This is a genomic window from Novosphingopyxis sp. YJ-S2-01, from assembly GCF_016093175.1.
Lineage (GTDB): Bacteria > Pseudomonadota > Alphaproteobacteria > Sphingomonadales > Sphingomonadaceae > Novosphingopyxis > Novosphingopyxis iocasae.
On the sequence record NZ_JAEDAI010000001.1, the window covers coordinates 1,708,191 to 1,726,979 of the forward strand.

16 protein-coding genes are annotated in these 18,789 nt (G+C 63.9%); 12 read left to right on the forward strand and 4 right to left on the reverse strand.

Going from position 1 to position 18,789, the window contains the following annotated elements; all coding sequences use genetic code 11:
• Positions 1 to 246 precede the first annotated feature (246 nt).
• Together I6A82_RS08395 and I6A82_RS08400 are read left to right on the forward strand one after the other, a co-directional pair.
• Entirely contained in the window at positions 247 to 1,422 is a 1,176-nt protein-coding gene (locus tag I6A82_RS08395; RefSeq protein WP_198094493.1) for an RsmB/NOP family class I SAM-dependent RNA methyltransferase, read from the forward strand.
• Complete coding sequence (locus tag I6A82_RS08400; protein ID WP_232343366.1) at positions 1,419 to 2,012, forward strand: tetratricopeptide repeat protein; 594 nt, start codon at positions 1,419 to 1,421, stop codon at positions 2,010 to 2,012. Before I6A82_RS08395 ends, I6A82_RS08400 begins: the two co-directional genes overlap by 4 nt.
• 10 nt (positions 2,013 to 2,022) lie before the next feature.
• On the opposite strand, the gene I6A82_RS08405 is transcribed toward I6A82_RS08400, so the two are convergent.
• From I6A82_RS08405 to I6A82_RS08415, 3 genes are read right to left on the reverse strand one after another with little or no spacing between them, the layout of a single operon-like run.
• Positions 2,023 to 2,925, reverse strand: coding sequence for a DUF481 domain-containing protein (locus tag I6A82_RS08405; protein WP_198094494.1), 903 nt, complete (start codon positions 2,923 to 2,925; stop codon positions 2,023 to 2,025).
• Positions 2,926 to 2,946: 21 nt separating this feature from the next.
• On the reverse strand, positions 2,947 to 3,426 hold the full coding sequence (locus I6A82_RS08410) for an RNA pyrophosphohydrolase (protein WP_187335910.1): 480 nt from the start codon (positions 3,424 to 3,426) through the stop codon (positions 2,947 to 2,949).
• On the reverse strand, positions 3,426 to 4,376 hold the full coding sequence (locus I6A82_RS08415) for an alpha/beta hydrolase (RefSeq protein ID WP_198094495.1): 951 nt from the start codon (positions 4,374 to 4,376) through the stop codon (positions 3,426 to 3,428). Before I6A82_RS08415 ends, I6A82_RS08410 begins: the two co-directional genes overlap by 1 nt.
• A 176-nt stretch (positions 4,377 to 4,552) precedes the next feature.
• On the opposite strand from I6A82_RS08415, the gene I6A82_RS08420 reads away from it, so the two are divergent.
• From I6A82_RS08420 to I6A82_RS08460, 9 genes are all read left to right on the forward strand, one after another.
• Positions 4,553 to 6,409, forward strand: coding sequence for a 2-oxoacid:acceptor oxidoreductase subunit alpha (locus I6A82_RS08420; RefSeq protein ID WP_198094496.1), 1,857 nt, complete (start codon positions 4,553 to 4,555; stop codon positions 6,407 to 6,409).
• Positions 6,410 to 6,529: 120 nt separating this feature from the next.
• Positions 6,530 to 7,561 carry a 2-oxoacid:ferredoxin oxidoreductase subunit beta gene (locus tag I6A82_RS08425; RefSeq protein ID WP_198094497.1) on the forward strand — a complete coding sequence of 344 codons (1,032 nt, stop codon included), beginning with the start codon at positions 6,530 to 6,532 and terminating at the stop codon, positions 7,559 to 7,561.
• Between the two features lie 15 nt (positions 7,562 to 7,576).
• Positions 7,577 to 8,575 (forward strand): metal-dependent hydrolase, encoded by a 999-nt coding sequence (locus I6A82_RS08430; RefSeq protein WP_198094498.1) that lies wholly within the window; start codon positions 7,577 to 7,579, stop codon positions 8,573 to 8,575.
• A gap of 114 nt (positions 8,576 to 8,689) precedes the next feature.
• Positions 8,690 to 9,373, forward strand: coding sequence for a hypothetical protein (locus I6A82_RS08435; protein ID WP_198094499.1), 684 nt, complete (start codon positions 8,690 to 8,692; stop codon positions 9,371 to 9,373).
• Positions 9,374 to 9,446: 73 nt separating this feature from the next.
• The gene (locus tag I6A82_RS08440) at positions 9,447 to 10,841 is read left to right on the forward strand and encodes a cryptochrome/photolyase family protein (protein ID WP_198094500.1); all 1,395 of its coding nucleotides are present in this window, start codon (positions 9,447 to 9,449) and stop codon (positions 10,839 to 10,841) included.
• Between the two features lie 165 nt (positions 10,842 to 11,006).
• Positions 11,007 to 11,786, forward strand: coding sequence for an SDR family oxidoreductase (locus I6A82_RS08445; RefSeq protein ID WP_198094501.1), 780 nt, complete (start codon positions 11,007 to 11,009; stop codon positions 11,784 to 11,786).
• Between the two features lie 47 nt (positions 11,787 to 11,833).
• Positions 11,834 to 13,129: an SAM-dependent methyltransferase gene (locus I6A82_RS08450; RefSeq protein WP_198095553.1), complete on the forward strand. Its 1,296-nt coding sequence runs from the start codon at positions 11,834 to 11,836 to the stop codon at positions 13,127 to 13,129.
• Positions 13,126 to 14,310 (forward strand): serine hydrolase domain-containing protein, encoded by a 1,185-nt coding sequence (locus tag I6A82_RS08455; RefSeq protein WP_198094502.1) that lies wholly within the window; start codon positions 13,126 to 13,128, stop codon positions 14,308 to 14,310. Before I6A82_RS08450 ends, I6A82_RS08455 begins: the two co-directional genes overlap by 4 nt.
• Positions 14,311 to 14,339: 29 nt before the next feature.
• On the forward strand, positions 14,340 to 15,263 hold the full coding sequence (locus I6A82_RS08460; protein WP_232343368.1) for a PEP-CTERM sorting domain-containing protein: 924 nt from the start codon (positions 14,340 to 14,342) through the stop codon (positions 15,261 to 15,263).
• A 13-nt stretch (positions 15,264 to 15,276) separates the two neighbouring features.
• Here the strand turns inward: I6A82_RS08460 and I6A82_RS08465 are convergent, their stop codons facing one another.
• A complete protein-coding gene (locus tag I6A82_RS08465; RefSeq protein WP_198094503.1) occupies positions 15,277 to 17,574 on the reverse strand; it encodes a glycoside hydrolase family 3 N-terminal domain-containing protein in 2,298 nt (765 codons plus the stop codon).
• 172 nt (positions 17,575 to 17,746) lie between these two features.
• Between I6A82_RS08465 and I6A82_RS08470 the strand changes: the two genes are divergently transcribed.
• Positions 17,747 to 18,784: a LacI family DNA-binding transcriptional regulator gene (locus I6A82_RS08470; protein WP_198094504.1), complete on the forward strand. Its 1,038-nt coding sequence runs from the start codon at positions 17,747 to 17,749 to the stop codon at positions 18,782 to 18,784.
• Positions 18,785 to 18,789: the final 5 nt, after the last annotated feature.

Here is an 18,789-nt window from a genome sequence, read left to right on the forward strand (position 1 = left end):
CCGCGCAAGTCTTGGATTGCCGCGTCGCCTTCGGCTCCTCGCAATGACGGGTAACCGGGGGCGTGGTTGGGGATTGCTCAAACCCCTGTCCTACATTCATCGAAATCCGTATATCGGGCGCATGCATTCTGATTGGTCCCGACATAGCCGTTTCGCGCGGTCCGCCCTGTTCATCTCCGCTGCTCGCGGGGTGAACGAACTTCCGCTCCTGGACAGTGTGAACTGTGTGAAGCTGGTGCGGTTCGCATGACGCCGGCAGCGCGGGTGCAGTCGGCGATCGAGCTGCTCGATCAGGTGATCGTCGCGGCGCGCGATGGCGGGCCGGCGGCGGATGTGATCGCCAAGGGGTTCTTCAAGGCGCGGCGGTACGCGGGGTCCAAGGATCGGCGCGCGGTGCGCGATCTGGCGTGGAACGCGATCCGCCGCTGGGGCGATCGGCCGGCGGACGGGCGCGCGGCGATGGTGGGGCTGGCCGCCGAACAGCCCGACCTGGCGCCGCTGTTCGACGGATCGCCGCACGGCCCCGCGCCGATCGGCCCGGGCGAAAAGCGCGCCGGGGGCCGCACCATCCCCGCCTGGCTGGTCGATCGCTTCGCGGCGCCGGTGCGCGGCGATCTCGATGCGCTGATGGAGCGCGCGCCGCTGGACCTGCGCGCCAACAGCCTGAAGGCGAGCCGCGATGTACTGCTGGAGGAGCTGCCGGGTGCAGAGCCGCTCGCCGCCGCGCCCCATGCGTTGCGCGTGCCCGAAGGCACCGACATCGTCGGCACCGATGCCTATGCACAAGGCCGCGTCGAGGTGCAGGACCTCGGCAGCCAGCTGATCTGTCAGGCCAGCGGCGCGAAGCCTGGCATGACGGCGCTCGATCTGTGCGCGGGCGCGGGCGGCAAGACGCTGGCGCTAGCCGCGATGATGGAGAACGAAGGCCGCCTGATCGCCGCCGATACGGACCGCCGCCGCCTGGGCCAGCTGCCCGAGCGGGCGGAACGGGCCGGGGTGACGATCGCCGAGCCGCTGCTGCTCGATCCGAACCGGGAGGCGGAGGCTCTGGCAGACCTCAAAGGGCGGTGCGATCTGGTGATGGTGGACGCGCCCTGTTCGGGCACCGGCACCTGGCGGCGCAATCCGGAGACGCGCTGGCGGCTGACGACCAAGCGGCTGGAAGCGCTCACCAGCTTGCAGGCGCGGCTGCTCGATCTCGCCGCAGACATGGTCGCGCCCGGTGGGCGGCTGGTCTACGCCGTCTGCTCGCTGCTGGATGAGGAAGGCGAGGGGCAGGCCGCGCGTTTCCTGGCCGATTGGCCCGGCTGGCGGTCCGTTCGCTATAACGGGGCCGGGCGCGCGCACGGGGCTGCGACGCTGCTCGATCCCGCGCATGACGGCAGCGACGGGTTTACCTTCGCCATGTTCGGCCCGACATGATAGCATCCCCGCCTTCCAACCCGCCCACCCAACCGAACAGCATCTGGGACACCATCATGCGCTTCTCACCCGCCGCCATCGCCCTCTCGCTCGGCCTTGCCATGGTCTCCAGCGCGGGGCTCACCAAGCCTGAGCTGCCCGAGATCGATCCGCGCGCCATCGCGCTGGGCGAGCAGGCGGCCGCGGCCGGCGCTGCGGGGGACTATGACGGCGCTATCGGGCTGTACGAGACGGCGCTGACGGTCGATCCGGCCTACAAGGCGGCGTTCGTGGGGCTGGCCGATATCGCAAGGGTGCAGGGGCTGGATGGCAAGGCGATCCGGCTCTACCGCGAGGCGCTGCAGCGCGATCCGAACGATCAGGCGGCGCTGGCGGGCGAGGGGCAGGCTTTGGCCGAACGCGGCGCGCTGGAGCGCGCGCGCGAGGATCTGGCGCGGCTGCGGCTGCTCTGCCAGGCGGACTGCGGGGCGGCGGACCGCCTGTCGATGGCGATTGAGGATGCTGCGCGCACGCCCGTTCGCTCGGCCGAGGCGGTGACGCCCGCGACGACGGTGGAAGAGGCGCAGCGCCGGGCCGAAGAGCAGCCCTGAGCGTGCCCGGTCAGAAATCGTAGACCAGGCTGGCGCGGCTTAGCGTGTTGAGATCGACCGCGCCGACAGGCGGCTGGGTCTGATAGTCGAGCGTATAGGAGAAGCGCGCCTTCAGCGGCCCCAGGATGCTGGTGTCGAGTGCGGTGGTGGAAGCAAAGGTGCTGTTGTCGGCGGCCACGAAGGTCTCGGCATGCTGGGTGAGCGTCACGCCAGTGGCGATGCGCCAGCGCCCGTCCAGCGCGGCGAGGCCGGTAAGCACCCGCTCGTTCGGTGCGGTGCGATAGTCGGTATAGCGATAGGCCGGGCCGCCCTTCAGCGCGATGCGCAGGCCGGGGTCATCGACGACGGTCCAGCCCAGGCCGCCTGAGATCGCGAAGCGCTGCGCGATGCCCTGCACCCGGTCCCGGTCATACTGGGCTTGGCCGAAGGCGAAGGCGTTGTCTTCGAACCGGTACTGGCTCTCCAAGGCGGCGGTGATCCGCTCCCGCGTCACCACATCGTTGCTCTTCTGATAGTCGATCTGGCTGCGAAAAGCGTGCGTCCAGTCCGCGCCAAGCCGCTTCAGCTGCAGCCCGGCGTTGAGGCCCAGATCGTTGCTGCCGCCGGTGGAGCGGCTGAAGCCGAGCTGGCCCTGTCCCTCCCAGCGCTCCAGAAAGGTGGCGTTCTTGAGGTCCGCGATCTTGCGTTCGGCAACCTTGTCCTTCCAGCCGCGCACCAGCGCGTCGATCTCCGCCGCCTCGTCCGGCCGCGCGCGCTTGGCGTACTTCGCCACGGTATCGACCTCGCCCGCATTGCCGCTGTCGATCGCGGCCTCCAGCATGCCGCGCAGTGGCTCGCTGATCTGCGCGGCCGCAGGGCCTGCCAGCAGCAGCGCGGCCGGAATGGCGGCGGCAAGGATGGTCGTCTTGAGCATGATCGGTACGAGGTGGCCGGGTCAGATGAGCGGGCCGAACTCTTCCACGATGTCGCGATAGAGCTTTCGTTTGAACGGCACGATCAGCTGCGGCAGCTCTTCGGGATCGGCCCAGCGCCAGGCGCGAAACTCGGCGTGGCGGGTGGTAATGTCGATGTCTTCATCCTCGCCCTCGAAGCGCATAAGGAACCAGCGCTGTCGCTGTCCGCAATATTTGCCGCCCCAAATCTTGCCGAGAAGCTCGGGCGGCAGATCGTAGAACAGCTCTTCTTTAGAACTGGCGACGATGGTAACCTTGTCGGCCGGGACGCCCGTTTCCTCCTCAAGCTCACGCAATGCGGCGGCTTCGGCGTCCTCGCCTTTGTCGATCCCCCCCTGCGGCATCTGCCAGGCATCGCTGTCCGGGTTGTCGATCCGTTGGCCGACGAACACCTTGCCCGCCTTGTTGGCGAGCATGATGCCGGCGCAGGGCCGATAGGGAAGGGTGGTGGTCTCGCTCATTACTTGGCTCCAACCTCTTCGAGCGTTTCGTTCATGAGCACGAACATCTGATCGATGTCCTGCTGACTGGAAGGGATCATCTTGCGGATGCAGATGAAGCCGTGGATGTTGCCGTCCGCCGTCATCTCGCGAACCGACACGCGGGAATCGCGCAGCTTGGCGGCATAGGCCTCGCCCTGATCGCGCAGCGGATCGAGCCCGGCGGTGACGACCACCGTCGGCGGGGTGCCGGCAAGATCCTGATGCAGCACGTCATTACGCTCGTTTCCAGCCTCTGCGGCATAGTGCTTGCCGAACCACTCCATCGTCTCGGCGGTCAGCAGGAATCCTTCCGAGCATTCGCGGAAGCTTTCATATTCGCCCTGCGAATCGACCAGTGGATAGATCGGGAACTGGGCCACAACCGGCACATCCGCGGGCTCCTTCTGAAGCGCGCGGGCGGTGACGATGGCAAGGTTGCCACCGGCGCTATCACCGCACGGCACCAGGCCGGTCGGCGTGAACGGCAGCGCGACCGGGTTCGAAGCGACCCAGCGCGCGGCTGCCTCGCAATCATCGGGCGCGGCGGGGAAGGGGTGCTCCGGCGCCAAGCGATAATCGACGGCCACCACCGGCAGATCGAGCGCTTTGGCAAGCGAGGTGCAAAAGGGATGGTGCGTATCGAGATTGCCGATAACGAAGCCACCGCCATGAAGGAACAGGATCACCGGGCTGTCGCCGCGATCTGCGCGGGCATCGTAATAGCGCAGCGGGATACGCCCGGCCGGGCCATCGCAATGCATATCGGTGATGACGGCGAGATCGACCGGCTCCAGATCGCCGAGCGGCGTCATCATGTTGAACGCCATGCGGGCCTCTGCGGGCGTGCCCTCATGAGCAGCTTTTCCGCCCATCTGCTCGAGCATCTCGAGGAATTTGCGCACATCGTCGCGGACATGGAGATCGGCCATGGAGCATCCTTCACTTTCGGTATGGGCCTTCACTGGCGGGGCATCGCTGCGCTGTCAAAATCAAATCGGCGAACCGATGGCTTGCCGGGGCACAGATTTTCTAATTTGCGCGATAGGGCTGCCTGTCCTACTTCGGCCCCCTACACGGAATAACGATATTGAATGAAAGGCCGCTCATGGCGACGGCAGTGGAAAAGACAAAACCGGCAGCGACGGCGGAACGCGTCGTCGTTCGCTTCGCGGGCGATAGCGGCGACGGTATGCAATTGACGGGCGGGCAGTTCACGCTGTCTTCCGCCATGGCCGGCAACGACTTTGCGACTTTCCCGGATTTCCCCGCCGAGATCCGCGCGCCGCAGGGCACGCTCTTCGGTGTTTCCGCCTTCCAGATCAATTTCGGATCGGCGGCCATCGAGACGGCGGGCGATCGTCCGGACGTATTGGTCGCCATGAACCCGGCCGCGCTCAAGACCAATGTCGGCAGCTTGCGCGAAGGCGGCCTGATCATCGCCGACACCGGCGAGTTCGGGAAGCGCAATCTCGACAAAGCGAAATATGAGGCGAACCCGCTCGAGGACGACAGCCTTGCGCCTTACGATGTTCTTGCGTTCGATATCAGCGCGCTGACGCTGGAAGCGGTGAAGCCCTTCGGGCTCGGCAATAAAGAGGCACTGCGCTGCAAGAATATGTGGACGCTGGGCCTGGCGCTCTGGATGTTCGACCGGGACCGCAAGCCGATCGTCGACTGGCTGAACGCCAAGTTCGCGAAGAAGCCCGACATCGCGGAGGCGAATATTGCCGCGCTCAACGCCGGCCATGCTTATGGCGAAACGGCGGAGATCAGCGGTCCGCTGAAGCAGCATCATGTCGATCCTGCGCCCGCCGAGCCCGGTCTTTATCGGACCGTCAACGGCGCGGAAGCGGTGGCACTTGGCTTGGTTGCGGGCGCGCAACTCGCCAGCCTGCCGATGTTCTTCGGCGGCTATCCGATCACTCCGGCCTCCGCGGTTCTTCACCACCTCTCGCGCCTCAAGGAATATGGCGTCACCACCTTCCAGGCCGAAGACGAGATCGCGGCGATCTGTTCGGCGATCGGCGCGAGCTATGCCGGGCAGCTTGGGGTTACCAGCTCGTCAGGTCCCGGCATCGCGCTGAAGGGCGAGGCGATGGGTCTGGCCATCATGACCGAATTGCCGCTCGTCATCGTGAACTCCCAGCGCGGCGGCCCGTCCACGGGCCTGCCCACCAAGACTGAGCAGTCCGATCTCTATCAGGCCGTGTTCGGCCGTAACGGCGATGCGCCGATGCCCGTCATCGCCGCCCGCTCGCCCGCTGATCTGTTCGATTGCGCGATCGAATCCGTGCGCATCGCGGTGGAATATATGACGCCGGTGATGCTCCTGACCGACGGCTATATCGCCAATGCCGCCGAGCCCTGGAAGGTGCCGGATATGGACGGCTACTCGCCATTCGAGGTGAAGTTTTTGGAAGAAGCACCCGAAGACGGTTTTCAGCCTTATGCGCGCGACGAGAAGCTGGCGCGTCCTTGGGTGAAGCCGGGAACGCCGGGCCTGATGCACCGCATTGGCGGCATCGAGAAGGCGGCCGGCAGCGGCCATATCGATTACAGCCCGGAAAACCATGCACAGATGACGGCGATCCGTGCGGCCAAAGTGAACGGCGTCGCCGGTTCGATCCCCGATCAGGAAGTCACGCTGGGCGAGGCGGGCGGCAAGCTCGCCATCGTCGGCTGGGGCTCCACCTTCGGGCCGATCCATCAGGCGGTGCGCCGCATGCGCCGCGAAGGCCATGACGTGTCCCACATCCATATGCGCTATATCTGGCCGATGCCCGCCAATCTGGGCGATCTCTTGCGCAGTTATGACAAGGTGATCGTGCCGGAGATGAACACTGGCCAGCTGAAGACGCTCCTGCGCGATCAATATCTGATCGATGCGGAACCGCTTAACAAGGTAACCGGCCAGCCCTTCACGATCGCCGAGATCGAGATGGCGATCGAGGATGCGCTCTGATGCCAGGCCCTAGGCCCGAAGACGATCCGAAGCCCAAACCCGTATTGCCGCTGCTGTTGATGCTGGCGGTTGTGATCTTCCTGCTGTGGAAGATCTATTACTCCTGAACGAGATGTTTCCATGAACGAGATGACTTCGATCACGACCACGCTGAAGGACTGGGAGACCGACCAGGAGGTCCGCTGGTGCCCGGGGTGCGGCGACTATGCGATCCTGAAGGCGGTGCAGCGCACCATGCCGCAGCTCGGTGCCGATCCGGCCAAGACCGTGTTCGTTTCCGGCATCGGCTGTTCGAGCCGCTTTCCCTATTATATGGAAACCTACGGCTTCCATACCATCCACGGCCGCGCGCCTGCGGTGGCGACGGGCGTGAAGCTTGCCAATCCGGAACTCGACGTCTGGATCATCACCGGTGACGGTGACGGTCTGTCGATCGGCGGCAATCACATGATGCACCTGCTGCGCCGCAATCTCGACTGCCAGATCATGCTGTTCAACAACGAGATTTACGGGCTCACCAAAGGCCAGTATTCGCCGACCAGCCGTGAAGGCACGACCACGCCGTCGACGCCTTTCGGATCGGTCGACCATCCCGCCGAACCGTGCAGCTTCGCGCTGGGTTCGGGCGCGCGGTTCATCGCGCGTGGCTATGATGTGTCGAAGGATTTGCCAGAGGTTCTGAAGGCTGCGCACCGGCACAAGGGCGCGGCGTTCATCGAGATTTTCCAGAACTGCATCGTCTACAACAAGGACGTGTTTGCGGACTTCACCGAAAAGAAGAATGCGGCAACCGGCCAGCTCTGGCTGACCGATGGCGAGCCGATGCTGTTCGACAAGGGGACCAAGGGCCTGAAGCTGAACGAGCAGTCGTTGAAGCTGGAAGTGGTCGAAGTGACGGACGGCGACTGGCAGGCTGCTGGCGTGCGCGTGCACGACGTGACCAACCGCATGATGGCGCAGATGCTGGTGGAAATGCCCTTCGGCCCGTTCCCCAAGGCGCTCGGCGTGCTGTATGATGATCCGCGGGAGACGTTCGAAAGCGCGGTGGTCGAGCAGATCGAGGAGGCGAGCAAGGGCAAGACGCCCGATCTGCAGCGGCTGGTCAGCAAGGGCCAGACCTGGACGGTGACGGACCCCGGCCCCGACCTCTAAGGTCGGGCGCCTTCCGTGGATAATTTCACCCATTCGCTGACCGGCTGGGCGCTGGGGCAGGCTGGCCTCAAGCGCAAGACCGGTCTCGGCATCGCTGCGCTGATCGTCAGCGCCAACCTGCCGGATATCGATATCCTATCGCAGCCGCTGTTTGGGCTGCCCTACATTCAGTATCATCGCGGTTTTACCCACGGCATCGGCGGCTATCTGCTGTTGCCGTTTCTCCTTGCGCTGCTGCTCTGGCAGCTCGACCGATGGCAGAGCGGGCGCGGAGACCGCGATGTCGATGCGCGCTGGTGGCAGCAATGGGATCGTCGGCCACTTGGGCGCGATACGGTGCGCTTCGGCTGGCTCGTCGCACTCTGCTATATCGGCGGGATCAGCCATCCGCTGCTCGATTTCATGAACACCTACGGCATTCAGCTGCTCGCCCCGTTCGGCGATCGCTGGTTTCATGGCGACACGCTGTTCATTATCGACGTCTGGATATGGTCGATCCTCGGCTTTTCGATCTGGCTCTCGCGCAAGTGGGAGCGTGCAATGCGACCCGAATGGCGCCGCCCCGCGCTGATTGGTCTTATCGCCGTGATTGCTTATGCCGGCTTCAACGGAGCGCTGTCTTTCAAGGCGGAGCAGGCCACGAAGACCCTCGCCGAGGGCCTCTATAATATAGAGCCCGATTTCGTGATGGCACAGGAAGAGCCCGTGAAATTTTGGCGCCGGGAAATCATCTGGCGTCGTGGCACTACACTTGGCCGGGCATCCTATGATGCATGGTCCAATCGCATGCAGGCGGTGGGCCGGCCAATCGATACGCATATGGACGATCCTGCGGTGGCCCGTGCCGCCCGGCAGGATGATCGCTTGGCAGCCTTGCTCTATTGGTCGCTCGCCCCGGTCGCGACGATCAAGCGCAGCGGGAACCGCATATTGGTAACGGTGAACGATGCGCGTTTTGCAGGCGAACGCTCCGGCGGCCAGTTCAGCCGCACGGTGGAAATTCCGGCGGAATAAGTCTTGGCCGCGGCTCACTCCGTGCAAAAACTTGGACTTTTTCAAAAACTTGGAACGACGTCTGGGTGCACCCGTTCATCGGGCAGCAATTAATGGAAACCGGAGAAACCACTCATGACCCGCACCATCGCTTATGCGCTTTCGCTGTCTGCCGCGGTCACCCTGGCCGCTTGTTCAGATGCGGAGCCGGAGCCCACCGAAGGCATTCTCGACGACGGCACCACCCCGGCGATGACCGAAGAAGCGGTCGTTACGCCGGTTGCAGTGGAGCTTAATCCCACCCAGCAGGCTGCACGCGACAAGGTCGACATGGCCGCGCTGGAAAAGGAAACCTCGCAATATATGAAGGAAGACCGGGACCGCATGGCCGCTTCCGGCAACAGCGGTTCGGGCGAGGCCATGAGCGGCAGTTCGATGAACAATTCGAGCGACAAGATGGCAGGTGGCTCATCCAATAGCGGCTCCAATATGAGCGGTTCTTCGAACAGCGGTTCGAATATGAGCGGCGGCAATATGGGCAGCTACAATGCCAGCAGCAATTTCTCCGATCTCGATCGCAATAACGACGGCAAGCTCTCTGTCGCCGAATATGCAGTTTGGGCAGTTGGTGCCGATCCGCGATCGAAGAAGGCCAGCGCGAACGATCAGAACCGGCCCTATGTCGATGCCGATGCGTTGAATTCCGCTGCCGATGGTTTCTATTATTATGATCAGAACGGCGACACCTATTTGCAGGAGAACGAGTTCCAGTCCGCCAAGGCAGGATCGGTCGGTTCCGCAGCCGCCCCCAATGGCTGATCGAAACCACGACATGAAATGACGGGAGGCGGCGCCGCGATCGGCGTCGCCTTTTTCTGTACGGGAGACTGCCATGTCCGATCCGGTAATTCTCTGGCTGCGCCGCGATTTGCGCCTGTCCGATCAGCCTGCGCTCCGTGCCGCGGCGAAGGCGGGGCCGGTGATTCCTGTCTATGTGCTCGATGACGAACGCGTGGGCGATCATGCCATGGGCGGGGCAAGCCGCTGGTGGTTGCATCATAGCCTTGCCTCGCTGGACGCGGACTTGCGCGACAAGGGCAGCCGGTTGATCCTGAGGCAGGGCGACTGCGTTTCCGCGCTCACTGCAATTGCTGCGCAGCATGGCGCACGGCAGATTCACGCGCTGCGCCATTACGAACCATGGTGGCTAGAGGCCGAGAGCGAGCTGGAAGCGCAGCTTGATGACGACTGCGAACTGTGCCTGCACGACGGCAATTATCTGAAACCGCCGGGCAGCGTCACCACCAATTCAGGCGGCCCGTACAAGATCTACACCCCATTCTGGAAGGCGCTGCGGGAGGAAATGCCGCCCGAGGACGCCATTCGCGCGCCGCAGTCGATCGATGCACCGAATGAATGGCCGGACAGCGATGATCTGAATGACTGGAAGCTTCTGCCGACCAATCCGGACTGGGCGTCCGACTTCCAGGACATGTGGACGCCGGGGGAGGCTGCCGGCCGAACACGCGTGAACAGCTTCCGCGACCAGTCCGCAGATTATGACGACCGCCGCAATTTGCCCTCCGAGGACGGGAGCTCTCGGCTTAGCCCGCACCTTCATTTTGGCGAGGTTTCGCCAAGCTATGTCTGGCACCGCATTCAGGACGCCGACGGCGATGCAACCGTGTACCTGAAGGAACTCGCCTGGCGGGACTATGCGCAGAATGTGATCATGCAGTTCCCCGATTATGGCCGTGAGGGCTATCGCGACCGTTTCGACGAACTGGAATGGCGCGATTTCCGCTCCTCAACGGTCCGCGACGAGTTTGACCGCTGGTGCCATGGACGCACTGGTTATCCGATCGTCGATGCCGGCATGCGGCAGCTGTGGAAGCATGGATGGCTGCACAACCGGGTGCGGATGATTTGCGCCAGCTTTCTGATCAAGCATCTGCTGATTGACTGGCGCGAGGGCGAGAAATGGTACTGGGACTGTCTGGTCGATGCCGATTACGGCAATAACGCGGTCAACTGGCAGTGGATCGCAGGTACCGGCGTAGACAGCAATATGTTCCCGCGCATCATGGCCCCGCTTACGCAATCCGAGAAGTTCGATGCCGCGTCCTATATCCGCGATTACGTGCCCGAGCTATCCGATGTCCCCGACGATGCGATCCATGATCCCGAAGAGGCAGGCTGCAGGCCGAAGGATTATCCGCAGAAGATCATCGGTCATAAGGAGGCCCGCGAACGGGCCCTGGCAGCTTATGAGAAGATCAAAAACTAGCTCGATTTGACCGGCCGGTGTGTCAGCGCTAACAACCGCAGCGTCAATCCAACGGAGCAGGTCCAGTGAACAAGCGCTTCTGATCATCCGAAGCTTTTCGCCCCATGCGGGCACAGAACCGGCAAGCGTCCACGCGCTTGTCCGGTGTTCACAGGATCATTTTCCATGCAAAGATTGAAGGGCAAGATCTGCCTCGTAACCGGTGCCGCGCGCGGTATTGGAGAAGCCATTGTGCGCGCTTTCCATGATGAGGGCACGCGCGTCATCGTGACCGATATCGATGAGGGCGCGGCGCGATCGCTTGCCGCCGAGCTCGATACAGAGTCCTTTCGCCTCGACGTAGCGGAGGAAGCCGATTGGGATGCGATGGCGCAGGTGCTGCCGGTGCTCGACGTTCTGGTGAACAATGCAGGGATCACCGGCTTCGAATCCGGCCCTGCCGCGCACGATCCCGAGCATGCCACCCTTGCCGACTGGCGGGCGGTGCATGCCGTCAACAGCGACGGCACGTTTCTCGGTTGCCGCTATGCAATCCGCGCCATGCGCGGCAGCGGTAAGGGATCGATCATCAACATCTCCTCGCGCTCCGGCCTGGTCGGCATTCCGGGCGCCGCTGCCTATGCCGCGTCCAAGGCGGCGGTGCGCAATCATACGAAGACCGTGGCGCTTTATTGTGCGCAGCAACAGCTGGCGATCCGCTGCAATTCGATCCATCCGGCAGCTATCCTCACTCCGATGTGGGAGCCGATGCTGGGAGATGGACCCGAGCGCGAGGAGCGAATGGCCGCGCTCGTCGCCGATACGCCGTTGAAGCGCTTTGGCAAGCCGGAAGAGGTTGCCGCGCTGGCGGTAATGCTGGCCTCGGACGAGGCGGCCTATATGACGGGCGCGGAGCTGACCCTCGACGGCGGGCTGCTGGCGGGCTCCGCAGCTACGCCCGGATAGCGCTCGGCTGATTGCCATCCTGCGCGGCTTGCGGCATGGGCGATGGGATGAATGCTCCGGCGTCCAACAGGGCCAGGCACTTGACCCGGCAGCGCATCGCGCTCGGCGGCGGGGTGCTGTCGCGCCTTCTCGCGCCGAGCATGCACCGGGTGCTGGACCGGCTCGACATTGGCCTTGCCGAGGGCGGGATCGAGGCGACCTTGCCGGACGGCGAATTTCGCATTCTCGGCTGCCGCAAGCCAGGCCCGGTAGCGCAAGTGGATCTGGCCGATTGGCGCGCGCTGCTGCATCTGATCGCGGGCGGATCGGCGGGCTGGTATCGGGCTTGGGATCTCGGCCAATGGTCGAGCCCCGATCCGGTGGTGCTGTTCGATCTGTTCATGCGCAACCGGTTGCCGCTCGGTCAGTCGGCGCGCTCGCGCGGGCCGTGGCGGTTGCTTGGCAAGCTGCGCCACTGGCTGCGCGATAACAGTCCGGCGAAGGCGCGCCGGAACATCGAATATCACTATGATCTCGGCAATGATTTCTACGAGCTGTGGCTCGACGAGACGATGAGCTATTCTAGCGCATTGTTCGCCGATGCCCGTGCCGAGGGCGATGGCGAGCCGTTGGAGAGCGCGCAGCGGCGCAAGATCGACGCGCTGCTCGATCGGCTGGCGCTGGAGGACGGATCGCGGCTGCTGGAAATCGGTTGCGGCTGGGGCGGACTGGCGGCACGCGCCTGCGAGCGTTTTGCCATCGACTATCGCGGCATCACGCTTTCGGTCGAGCAGCAACGCGCCGCAGAGGCGCGCACTGCGACATGCCCCGAGGCATCGCGGCTGGCCTTCACGCTCACCGATTATCGCGATGTGCTGAAAGAAGAGGGCGCAGCCCGGTTCGATGCCATCGCCAGTGTGGAGATGGTGGAGGCGGTGGGGCAGAAATACTGGCCCGCTTATCTGGATAGTATCGCCGCAAATCTGAAGCCCGGCGGCCGGGCAGGGCTGCAATATATCCGCATCGCAGACGATATCTTCGAATCCTACGCATCCAGCGCGGATTTCATTCAGACCTATATTTTCCCCGGCGGCATGCTCCTGTCCGAAAGCCGCTTCCGCGCACTGGCCGAGGAACGCGGACTGCGCTGGACCGACCAGCGCGACATGGGACTGGACTATGCCCGCACGCTGAAACTGTGGCGCGAACGGTTCGATGCGGCGGTGGACGCTGGGCAACTTCCGCCAGGCTTCGACGATCGCTTCGTGCGGCTGTGGCGCTACTATCTGATGTACTGCGAAGGTGGATTCCGCGGCGGCGGGATCGATGTCGCACAGGTCACGCTGATCAAGGAACGGCCATGAAACGATTTCTTCCCCTCGCCATGGCGCTTGCCGCAGCCGCCTGTTCGCCCGCGCCGGCTCCGGCACCAACCAAAGCTGCCGCAGCGACGACGCAGATGTCGCCGGACGAACTGGTCGAACTGCGCAAGGCAAGCGCACAGGTCTTGTTCTGGAACCAAGATACCCGCTCCGCCAATTTCCGGCGCATGGATGCGCTGTTCCCCGGCACCACCGCCAAGGCATCGTCAACGCCCCGGGCATTGCCCAAGGGCGCGCCGCTGCCGTTCGACGAGGCGGCGATCGATGCCTTCATGAAAGACCAGAATGTCGCCGGGCTGATGATGATCCAGAACGGCAAGGTGCGGCTGGAACGCTACGGCCTTGGCATGACGCCGGAGGATCGCTGGACCAGCTTTTCGGTCGCCAAGAGCTTTACGTCCACACTGGTGGGCGCAGCGATCGCGGACGGCAAGATCGGTTCGCTGTCCGATCCCGTCTCGCGCTACATCCCGGAGCTGAAGGGCAGCGGTTATGACGGCGTTACCGTCGAGCAGCTCCTGACGATGACGTCCGGCGTGGCGTGGAACGAGGACTATACCGATCCTACCAGCGACGTGGTGCGCTTGTTCAGCGATCCGGTGCCCGCAGGGGTCGATCCGACGGTCGCCTATATGCGTCAGCTAAAGCGCGAATATGAGCCTGGGCAGAAGTGGGAATATAAAACCGGCGAGACGAACCTGATCGGCGTGCTTGTACGGCGTGCGACCGGTGAGCGGCTGAGCGATTACGCAAAGCGCAAGATCGTTGATCCGGCGGGCTTTGCTGGAGACCTGTTCTGGCAGATCGATACCGGCGGCGGCAATACCGGCGGATGCTGCATCATGCTGCGCTTGTCCGACTATGCGCGCATGGGTCTTTTCGCGCTGGAGGGCGGCAAGGGGCAGGTGCCTGCGAACTGGTTTGCTCAGGCAGGGACGAGCCATGCCGATATCGGTGTGCCCGGCTTCGGCTATGGCTATCAGTGGTGGACCTATCCGGGCGGTGCTTATGGCGCGCAAGGCATATTCGGGCAGGGCATAACGATCATGCCCAAGCAGCGCATCGTGTTCGCGGTGGTTTCCAACTGGCCGGTCGCCTCCTCGCGCAAGCTCACGACCGAGCGGCTGCAGTTTTTCCAGAAGCTCGCCGAAGCCGCGCAATAGCGCCTTCGCACCCGGAAGGAGTTTTCACCATGCATCTTAAGCTGATTTTCGCGTCGCTGCTGCTCGCCGGGCAGTCCGTGGCCGTTTCGGCACAGTCGGAAGCCGCCGCGCCAGAGACAGCGGCACCTGCGCAGACAGTGCTGTTCGTTGGCAACAGCTTTACCTACGGCGCGCTCTCGCCGGTCTGGCATTACCGCGCTGACACGGTGACCGATCTGAACGGGGAGGGCGTTGGCGGGGTGCCGGCGCTGTTCAAGCTGTTCACCGAAGAGCTGGGCCTGAATTACGACGTTTATCTGGAAACATCGCCGGGCAAGTCGCTCGAATGGCACTGGCAGAACAAGGCACCGCTGCTGGACCGGGCGTGGGACCATGTGGCGCTGCAGGATTACAGCACGCTCAATCCGGACAAGCCGGCGGACCCTGCAAACCTCATCACCTATTCCAAAAAGTTCAGTGCGATGTTTGAGGCGCGCAACCCGAAGGTCGATATCGGGCTGACGTCCACTTGGTCGCGTCCCGATCTTACTTATCGTCCGGACAAGGCCTGGACGGGCCGCTCGATCTATCAGATGGCGCTGGATATACGCCGTGGCTACGACGCAGCCAAAGCCGCGAACGAGGCGGTCGACCGGGTCAACCCGGTGGGCGAGGCGTTCAACTGCGCAATCGCTGCGGGTGTGGCCGATGCCAACCCCTATGACGGCACCTCCTTCGGCCAGGTCGATCTGTGGACGTTCGATCATTATCACGGCAGCGCCTATGGCTATTATCTGGAGGCGCTGGTGCTGCTCGGTTCGATCACCGGCAAAGACCCACGCCTGCTCGGCGGCGAGGAAGAAGCCGCAAGCGAGCTCGGCCTGTCACCTGAAATTGCCGTGAAGCTACAGGCCATCGCAGCGCGGACGCTGAACGGCACGCCGTGCGACGCGCCGTTCGAGCAGCCGAGCTGAAGGGCTTTCCCGCTCAGCCCTCGGCCATCAGCATGAAGCTGCCTGAGACACCATCTGCCTGAGCCGACGGGGCGATCCAGATGCGGAACAGCCCCGGTTCCACCGTGGGGCCCAGCTGCTGTCCGACAAACTCCAGATCGGCACGGCTGAGCTCGAAATTCACCGTCTTGCTCTCGCCCGGAGCCAGCTTCACCTTTTTGAACGCCTTCAGCTCGCGCACCGGCTGCGTGATGCTGGCCGCGGCATCGTGGATGTAGAGCTGGACCACCTCTTCGGCAGCGCGCTTGCCACTGTTGGTGACGGTCGCCTCCATGGCGATCTTGCCATTCCAGGACATCCGGTCGGAACTCAGTTTCAGGTTCGAATAAGCGATATCACCGTAGGTGAGGCCGTGCCCGAAGGGGAATAGCGCCTTGTTGGGATATTTCCGGTAATGCGCCTTATAGGGCTGCAGCTCGCCTTCCGGATTGGGTCTGCCGGTGGTCTTGTGCGCATAATAATAAGGTTCCTGACCGGTCGCGAACGGAAAGCTGACCGGCAGGCGCGCCGAGGGGCTTTCATCCCCGAAGAGGATATCGGCGGTGGCGGGGCCGCTCTCGCTTCCTAGGAACCAGGTGACCAGGATCGCGCGCGCATCGCGCACCGGCCCGTCGAGCACCATGGCGCGCCCGTTCTTCAGGATCACCACCACGGGCTTGCCCGTCGCCGCCACCGCATCGGCTAGAGCCAGCTGCGCATCGGGCACCGTGATGCTGACGCGCGATTGCGCCTCGCCCGACATGTTCGTGCTCTCACCAATGGCGAGGAGCACGACGTCGGCGGCATTGGCTGCGGCAACGGCGGCAGGGATGCCGCCTTCGATCGGCTCATCGACTTTGCAACCCTCGGTGACGCTTACCATCGACGAATCGTTCACCGCCGCGCGCACGCCGGTGGCGAGATCGACGGCATCGGCATCGGTGCCATAGACGTTCCACGGGCCGACGAGGTCATGTTGGCCGCTGGCGAAAGGCCCGATGATCGCGATGCGCTGCCCGCTTTTGGGCAGCGGCAGCAGGTCGCCATCATTCTTAAGCATGACGATCGAGCGTCGTCCGGCCTCGCGAGCAAGCGAAAGCATCTCTTTGGTACGAATGCGCGTTGTTTCGCGGCGCGGATCGATGCGGCGATAGGGATCGTCGAACAGGCCGAGCTTGTGCTTCACCGCAAGAACGCGCCGCACGGATTCGTCTACCATCGCCATCGGTACCTCGCCTTCTTCGACCAGCGAGGGCAGGTGATCGATGTAGAAACTGCTCTGCATACTCATGTCGCAGCCCGCGAGGAAGGCTAGCTTCGTCGCATCGCGTGCATCGGCGGCAAAGCCGTGGGCGATCAGTTCTTCGTCGCCGGTATAATCGGACACCACGAAGCCGGGGAACTTCCATTCGCCGCGGAGGACGTCGGTGAGCAGCCAGCGATTGGCGGTGGCCGGCACTCCGGACAGTTCGTTGAACGAAGCCATCACGCTCAGCGCCCCGGCATCGAAGGCGGCTTCGAACGGCGGGAAATAGACATCGCGCAGCGTGCGTTCGGACACGTCGACCGTGTTGTAATCGAGCCCCGCTTCGGCCGCGCCGTAAGCGGCGAAATGCTTGGCGCAGGCCAGGAGATTGCGATCGCCGGTCAGGTCGTTGCCCTGGAAACCGCGTACGCGGGCCGCCGCCATCAGCTCGCCCAGCAGCACATCCTCGCCCGATCCCTCGACGCCGCGGCCCCAGCGCGCGTCGCGTGCGATGTCGACCATCGGCGCAAAGGTCCAGTCGATGCCCGCGGCGGAGGCCTCGATCGCCGCTGCGCGCGCGGTGCGCCGCGCAAGTTCCGGCTCGAAGCTGGCGGATTCGCCCAGCGGCACGGGAAATACGGTGCGGAAACCGTGGATGACATCGGATGCGAAGATCAGCGGAACCTTGAGGCGGGAGCTTTCCATCACCGCCTTTTGCATCTGGCGCGCCATCTCCGCGCCATTGCCGTTGAACACGCCGGTGAGGCGGCCCGCCCGCGCCTGTTCGACCTGCGCCTCGAAATTGCTGCTGGCGCCCGCCGGGTTCAGCGTGGTCGCCGCGCCGCCGGACCAGGCCGCGGCCAGCAGGGTGAGCTGACCCGCTTTCTCCTCCAGCGTCATCTGCCCGATCAGCCGCTCGATCGAGGCGGGAAGGGTAAGCGAGGGACCCGCCGACTGCGTCAGCGCACGCACGGGGCTTGCCAGCCAGGCCGTTGTTGCAGCCGCGCCCATCATCAACGCGCGCCGCGAAATCTGCAGATCGTTCATCCCGTCATATCCTCCCATGAGTGCGTCCGTCGCTAGCAGCTAGCCTGGCGCAGCGCATCTATTGATCATGCCAGGCATTTGATGTAACCGGTTACATGAAGTCAAGAGAGACTCGGCAGCAGAGGCCGGGCCGCCGGACAAAATGGTTCGGCACAGGAGAGGTGAAGGGGCGATGTCCAGTCCGACGATCCGCGATGTTGCGCGCGAGGCTGCCGTTTCGGTTGCCTCCGTTTCGCGTGTCATCAACGGACACAGCAACGTCCGTCCCGAAATGCGTGCAAAGGTGGAAGCGGCAGCGCTCGCTTTGGGCTTCACGCCCCATGCCGGTGCCCGCAACCTCAGCCTGTCGCGAACCGGCAGCATCGGCGTGGTTCTCCCGGATCTGCATGGTGAGTTCTTTTCGGAACTCGTGCGCGGAATGGACGGTGCGGCATCGACGCGCGAATTTCAACTGCTGCTGTCCAATGTCCATTCCGAACCGAGCCCTGCGGTCGCTGCGCTGCGAACCATGCGCGGGCGCGTCGATGGCCTGGTCGTGATGGCACCGCATATCGACCCGGAACTGCTGTTTGCGCAGCTGCCGTCATCGCTGCCGGTGCTTCTCCTGAACTGCGGCACGGACGAGCATGACCATGCCGAGCTGCGCATCGACAATCACGCCGGCGCGGTGGCGATGACGGAACATCTGATCGCGACCGGCCGCCGCCGAATCGCGCACCTCGCAGGCCCGCAGGACAACAGCGAAGCGCGTGAGCGACGCCGCGGTTATGAAGATGTGATGCGCGCCCATGATCTGGAGCCGCACGTCATGGCCGGCGACTTTCTGGAGACTTCGGGCACGCGCGCCGCCGAGCAGATTCTGGCGACCGAGCAGCGGCCCGATGCGCTGTTCGCCGCCAATGACGGCATGGCGATCGGCGCGCTGGTGGCTCTGCGGCGCGGCGGCCTGACCGTGCCCGGCGATATCGCCGTGACCGGCTTTGACGATATTCCGTTGACGCGGCTCGTGTCGCCATCGGTCACCACCATGAGTGTCGACATCGCTGCGCTCGGCGCGCGCGCGATCGAACGGCTCTGCGCCATCATCGATGGCGGCGAGGATCAGCGCGTGGAGATGGCATCGCCCCGGCTTGTCATACGCGAAACGTGCTCAGGAGCGACCGGATCCGCTCCATCAACCACCCAACATGTCCGGAACAGGGAAAAGTGAGCAAA

Coding starts and splice junctions, on each gene's coding strand:
- I6A82_RS08395 (WP_198094493.1), top strand. CDS start 247: ATGACGCCGGCAGCGCGGGTGCAGTCGGCGATCGAGCTGCTCGATCAG.
- I6A82_RS08400 (WP_232343366.1), top strand. CDS start 1,419: ATGATAGCATCCCCGCCTTCCAACCCGCCCACCCAACCGAACAGCATC.
- I6A82_RS08405 (WP_198094494.1), bottom strand. CDS start 2,925: ATGCTCAAGACGACCATCCTTGCCGCCGCCATTCCGGCCGCGCTGCTG.
- I6A82_RS08410 (WP_187335910.1), bottom strand. CDS start 3,426: ATGAGCGAGACCACCACCCTTCCCTATCGGCCCTGCGCCGGCATCATG.
- I6A82_RS08415 (WP_198094495.1), bottom strand. CDS start 4,376: ATGGCCGATCTCCATGTCCGCGACGATGTGCGCAAATTCCTCGAGATG.
- I6A82_RS08420 (WP_198094496.1), top strand. CDS start 4,553: ATGGCGACGGCAGTGGAAAAGACAAAACCGGCAGCGACGGCGGAACGC.
- I6A82_RS08425 (WP_198094497.1), top strand. CDS start 6,530: ATGAACGAGATGACTTCGATCACGACCACGCTGAAGGACTGGGAGACC.
- I6A82_RS08435 (WP_198094499.1), top strand. CDS start 8,690: ATGACCCGCACCATCGCTTATGCGCTTTCGCTGTCTGCCGCGGTCACC.
- I6A82_RS08440 (WP_198094500.1), top strand. CDS start 9,447: ATGTCCGATCCGGTAATTCTCTGGCTGCGCCGCGATTTGCGCCTGTCC.
- I6A82_RS08445 (WP_198094501.1), top strand. CDS start 11,007: ATGCAAAGATTGAAGGGCAAGATCTGCCTCGTAACCGGTGCCGCGCGC.
- I6A82_RS08450 (WP_198095553.1), top strand. CDS start 11,834: ATGAATGCTCCGGCGTCCAACAGGGCCAGGCACTTGACCCGGCAGCGC.
- I6A82_RS08455 (WP_198094502.1), top strand. CDS start 13,126: ATGAAACGATTTCTTCCCCTCGCCATGGCGCTTGCCGCAGCCGCCTGT.
- I6A82_RS08460 (WP_232343368.1), top strand. CDS start 14,340: ATGCATCTTAAGCTGATTTTCGCGTCGCTGCTGCTCGCCGGGCAGTCC.
- I6A82_RS08465 (WP_198094503.1), bottom strand. CDS start 17,574: ATGAACGATCTGCAGATTTCGCGGCGCGCGTTGATGATGGGCGCGGCT.
- I6A82_RS08470 (WP_198094504.1), top strand. CDS start 17,747: ATGTCCAGTCCGACGATCCGCGATGTTGCGCGCGAGGCTGCCGTTTCG.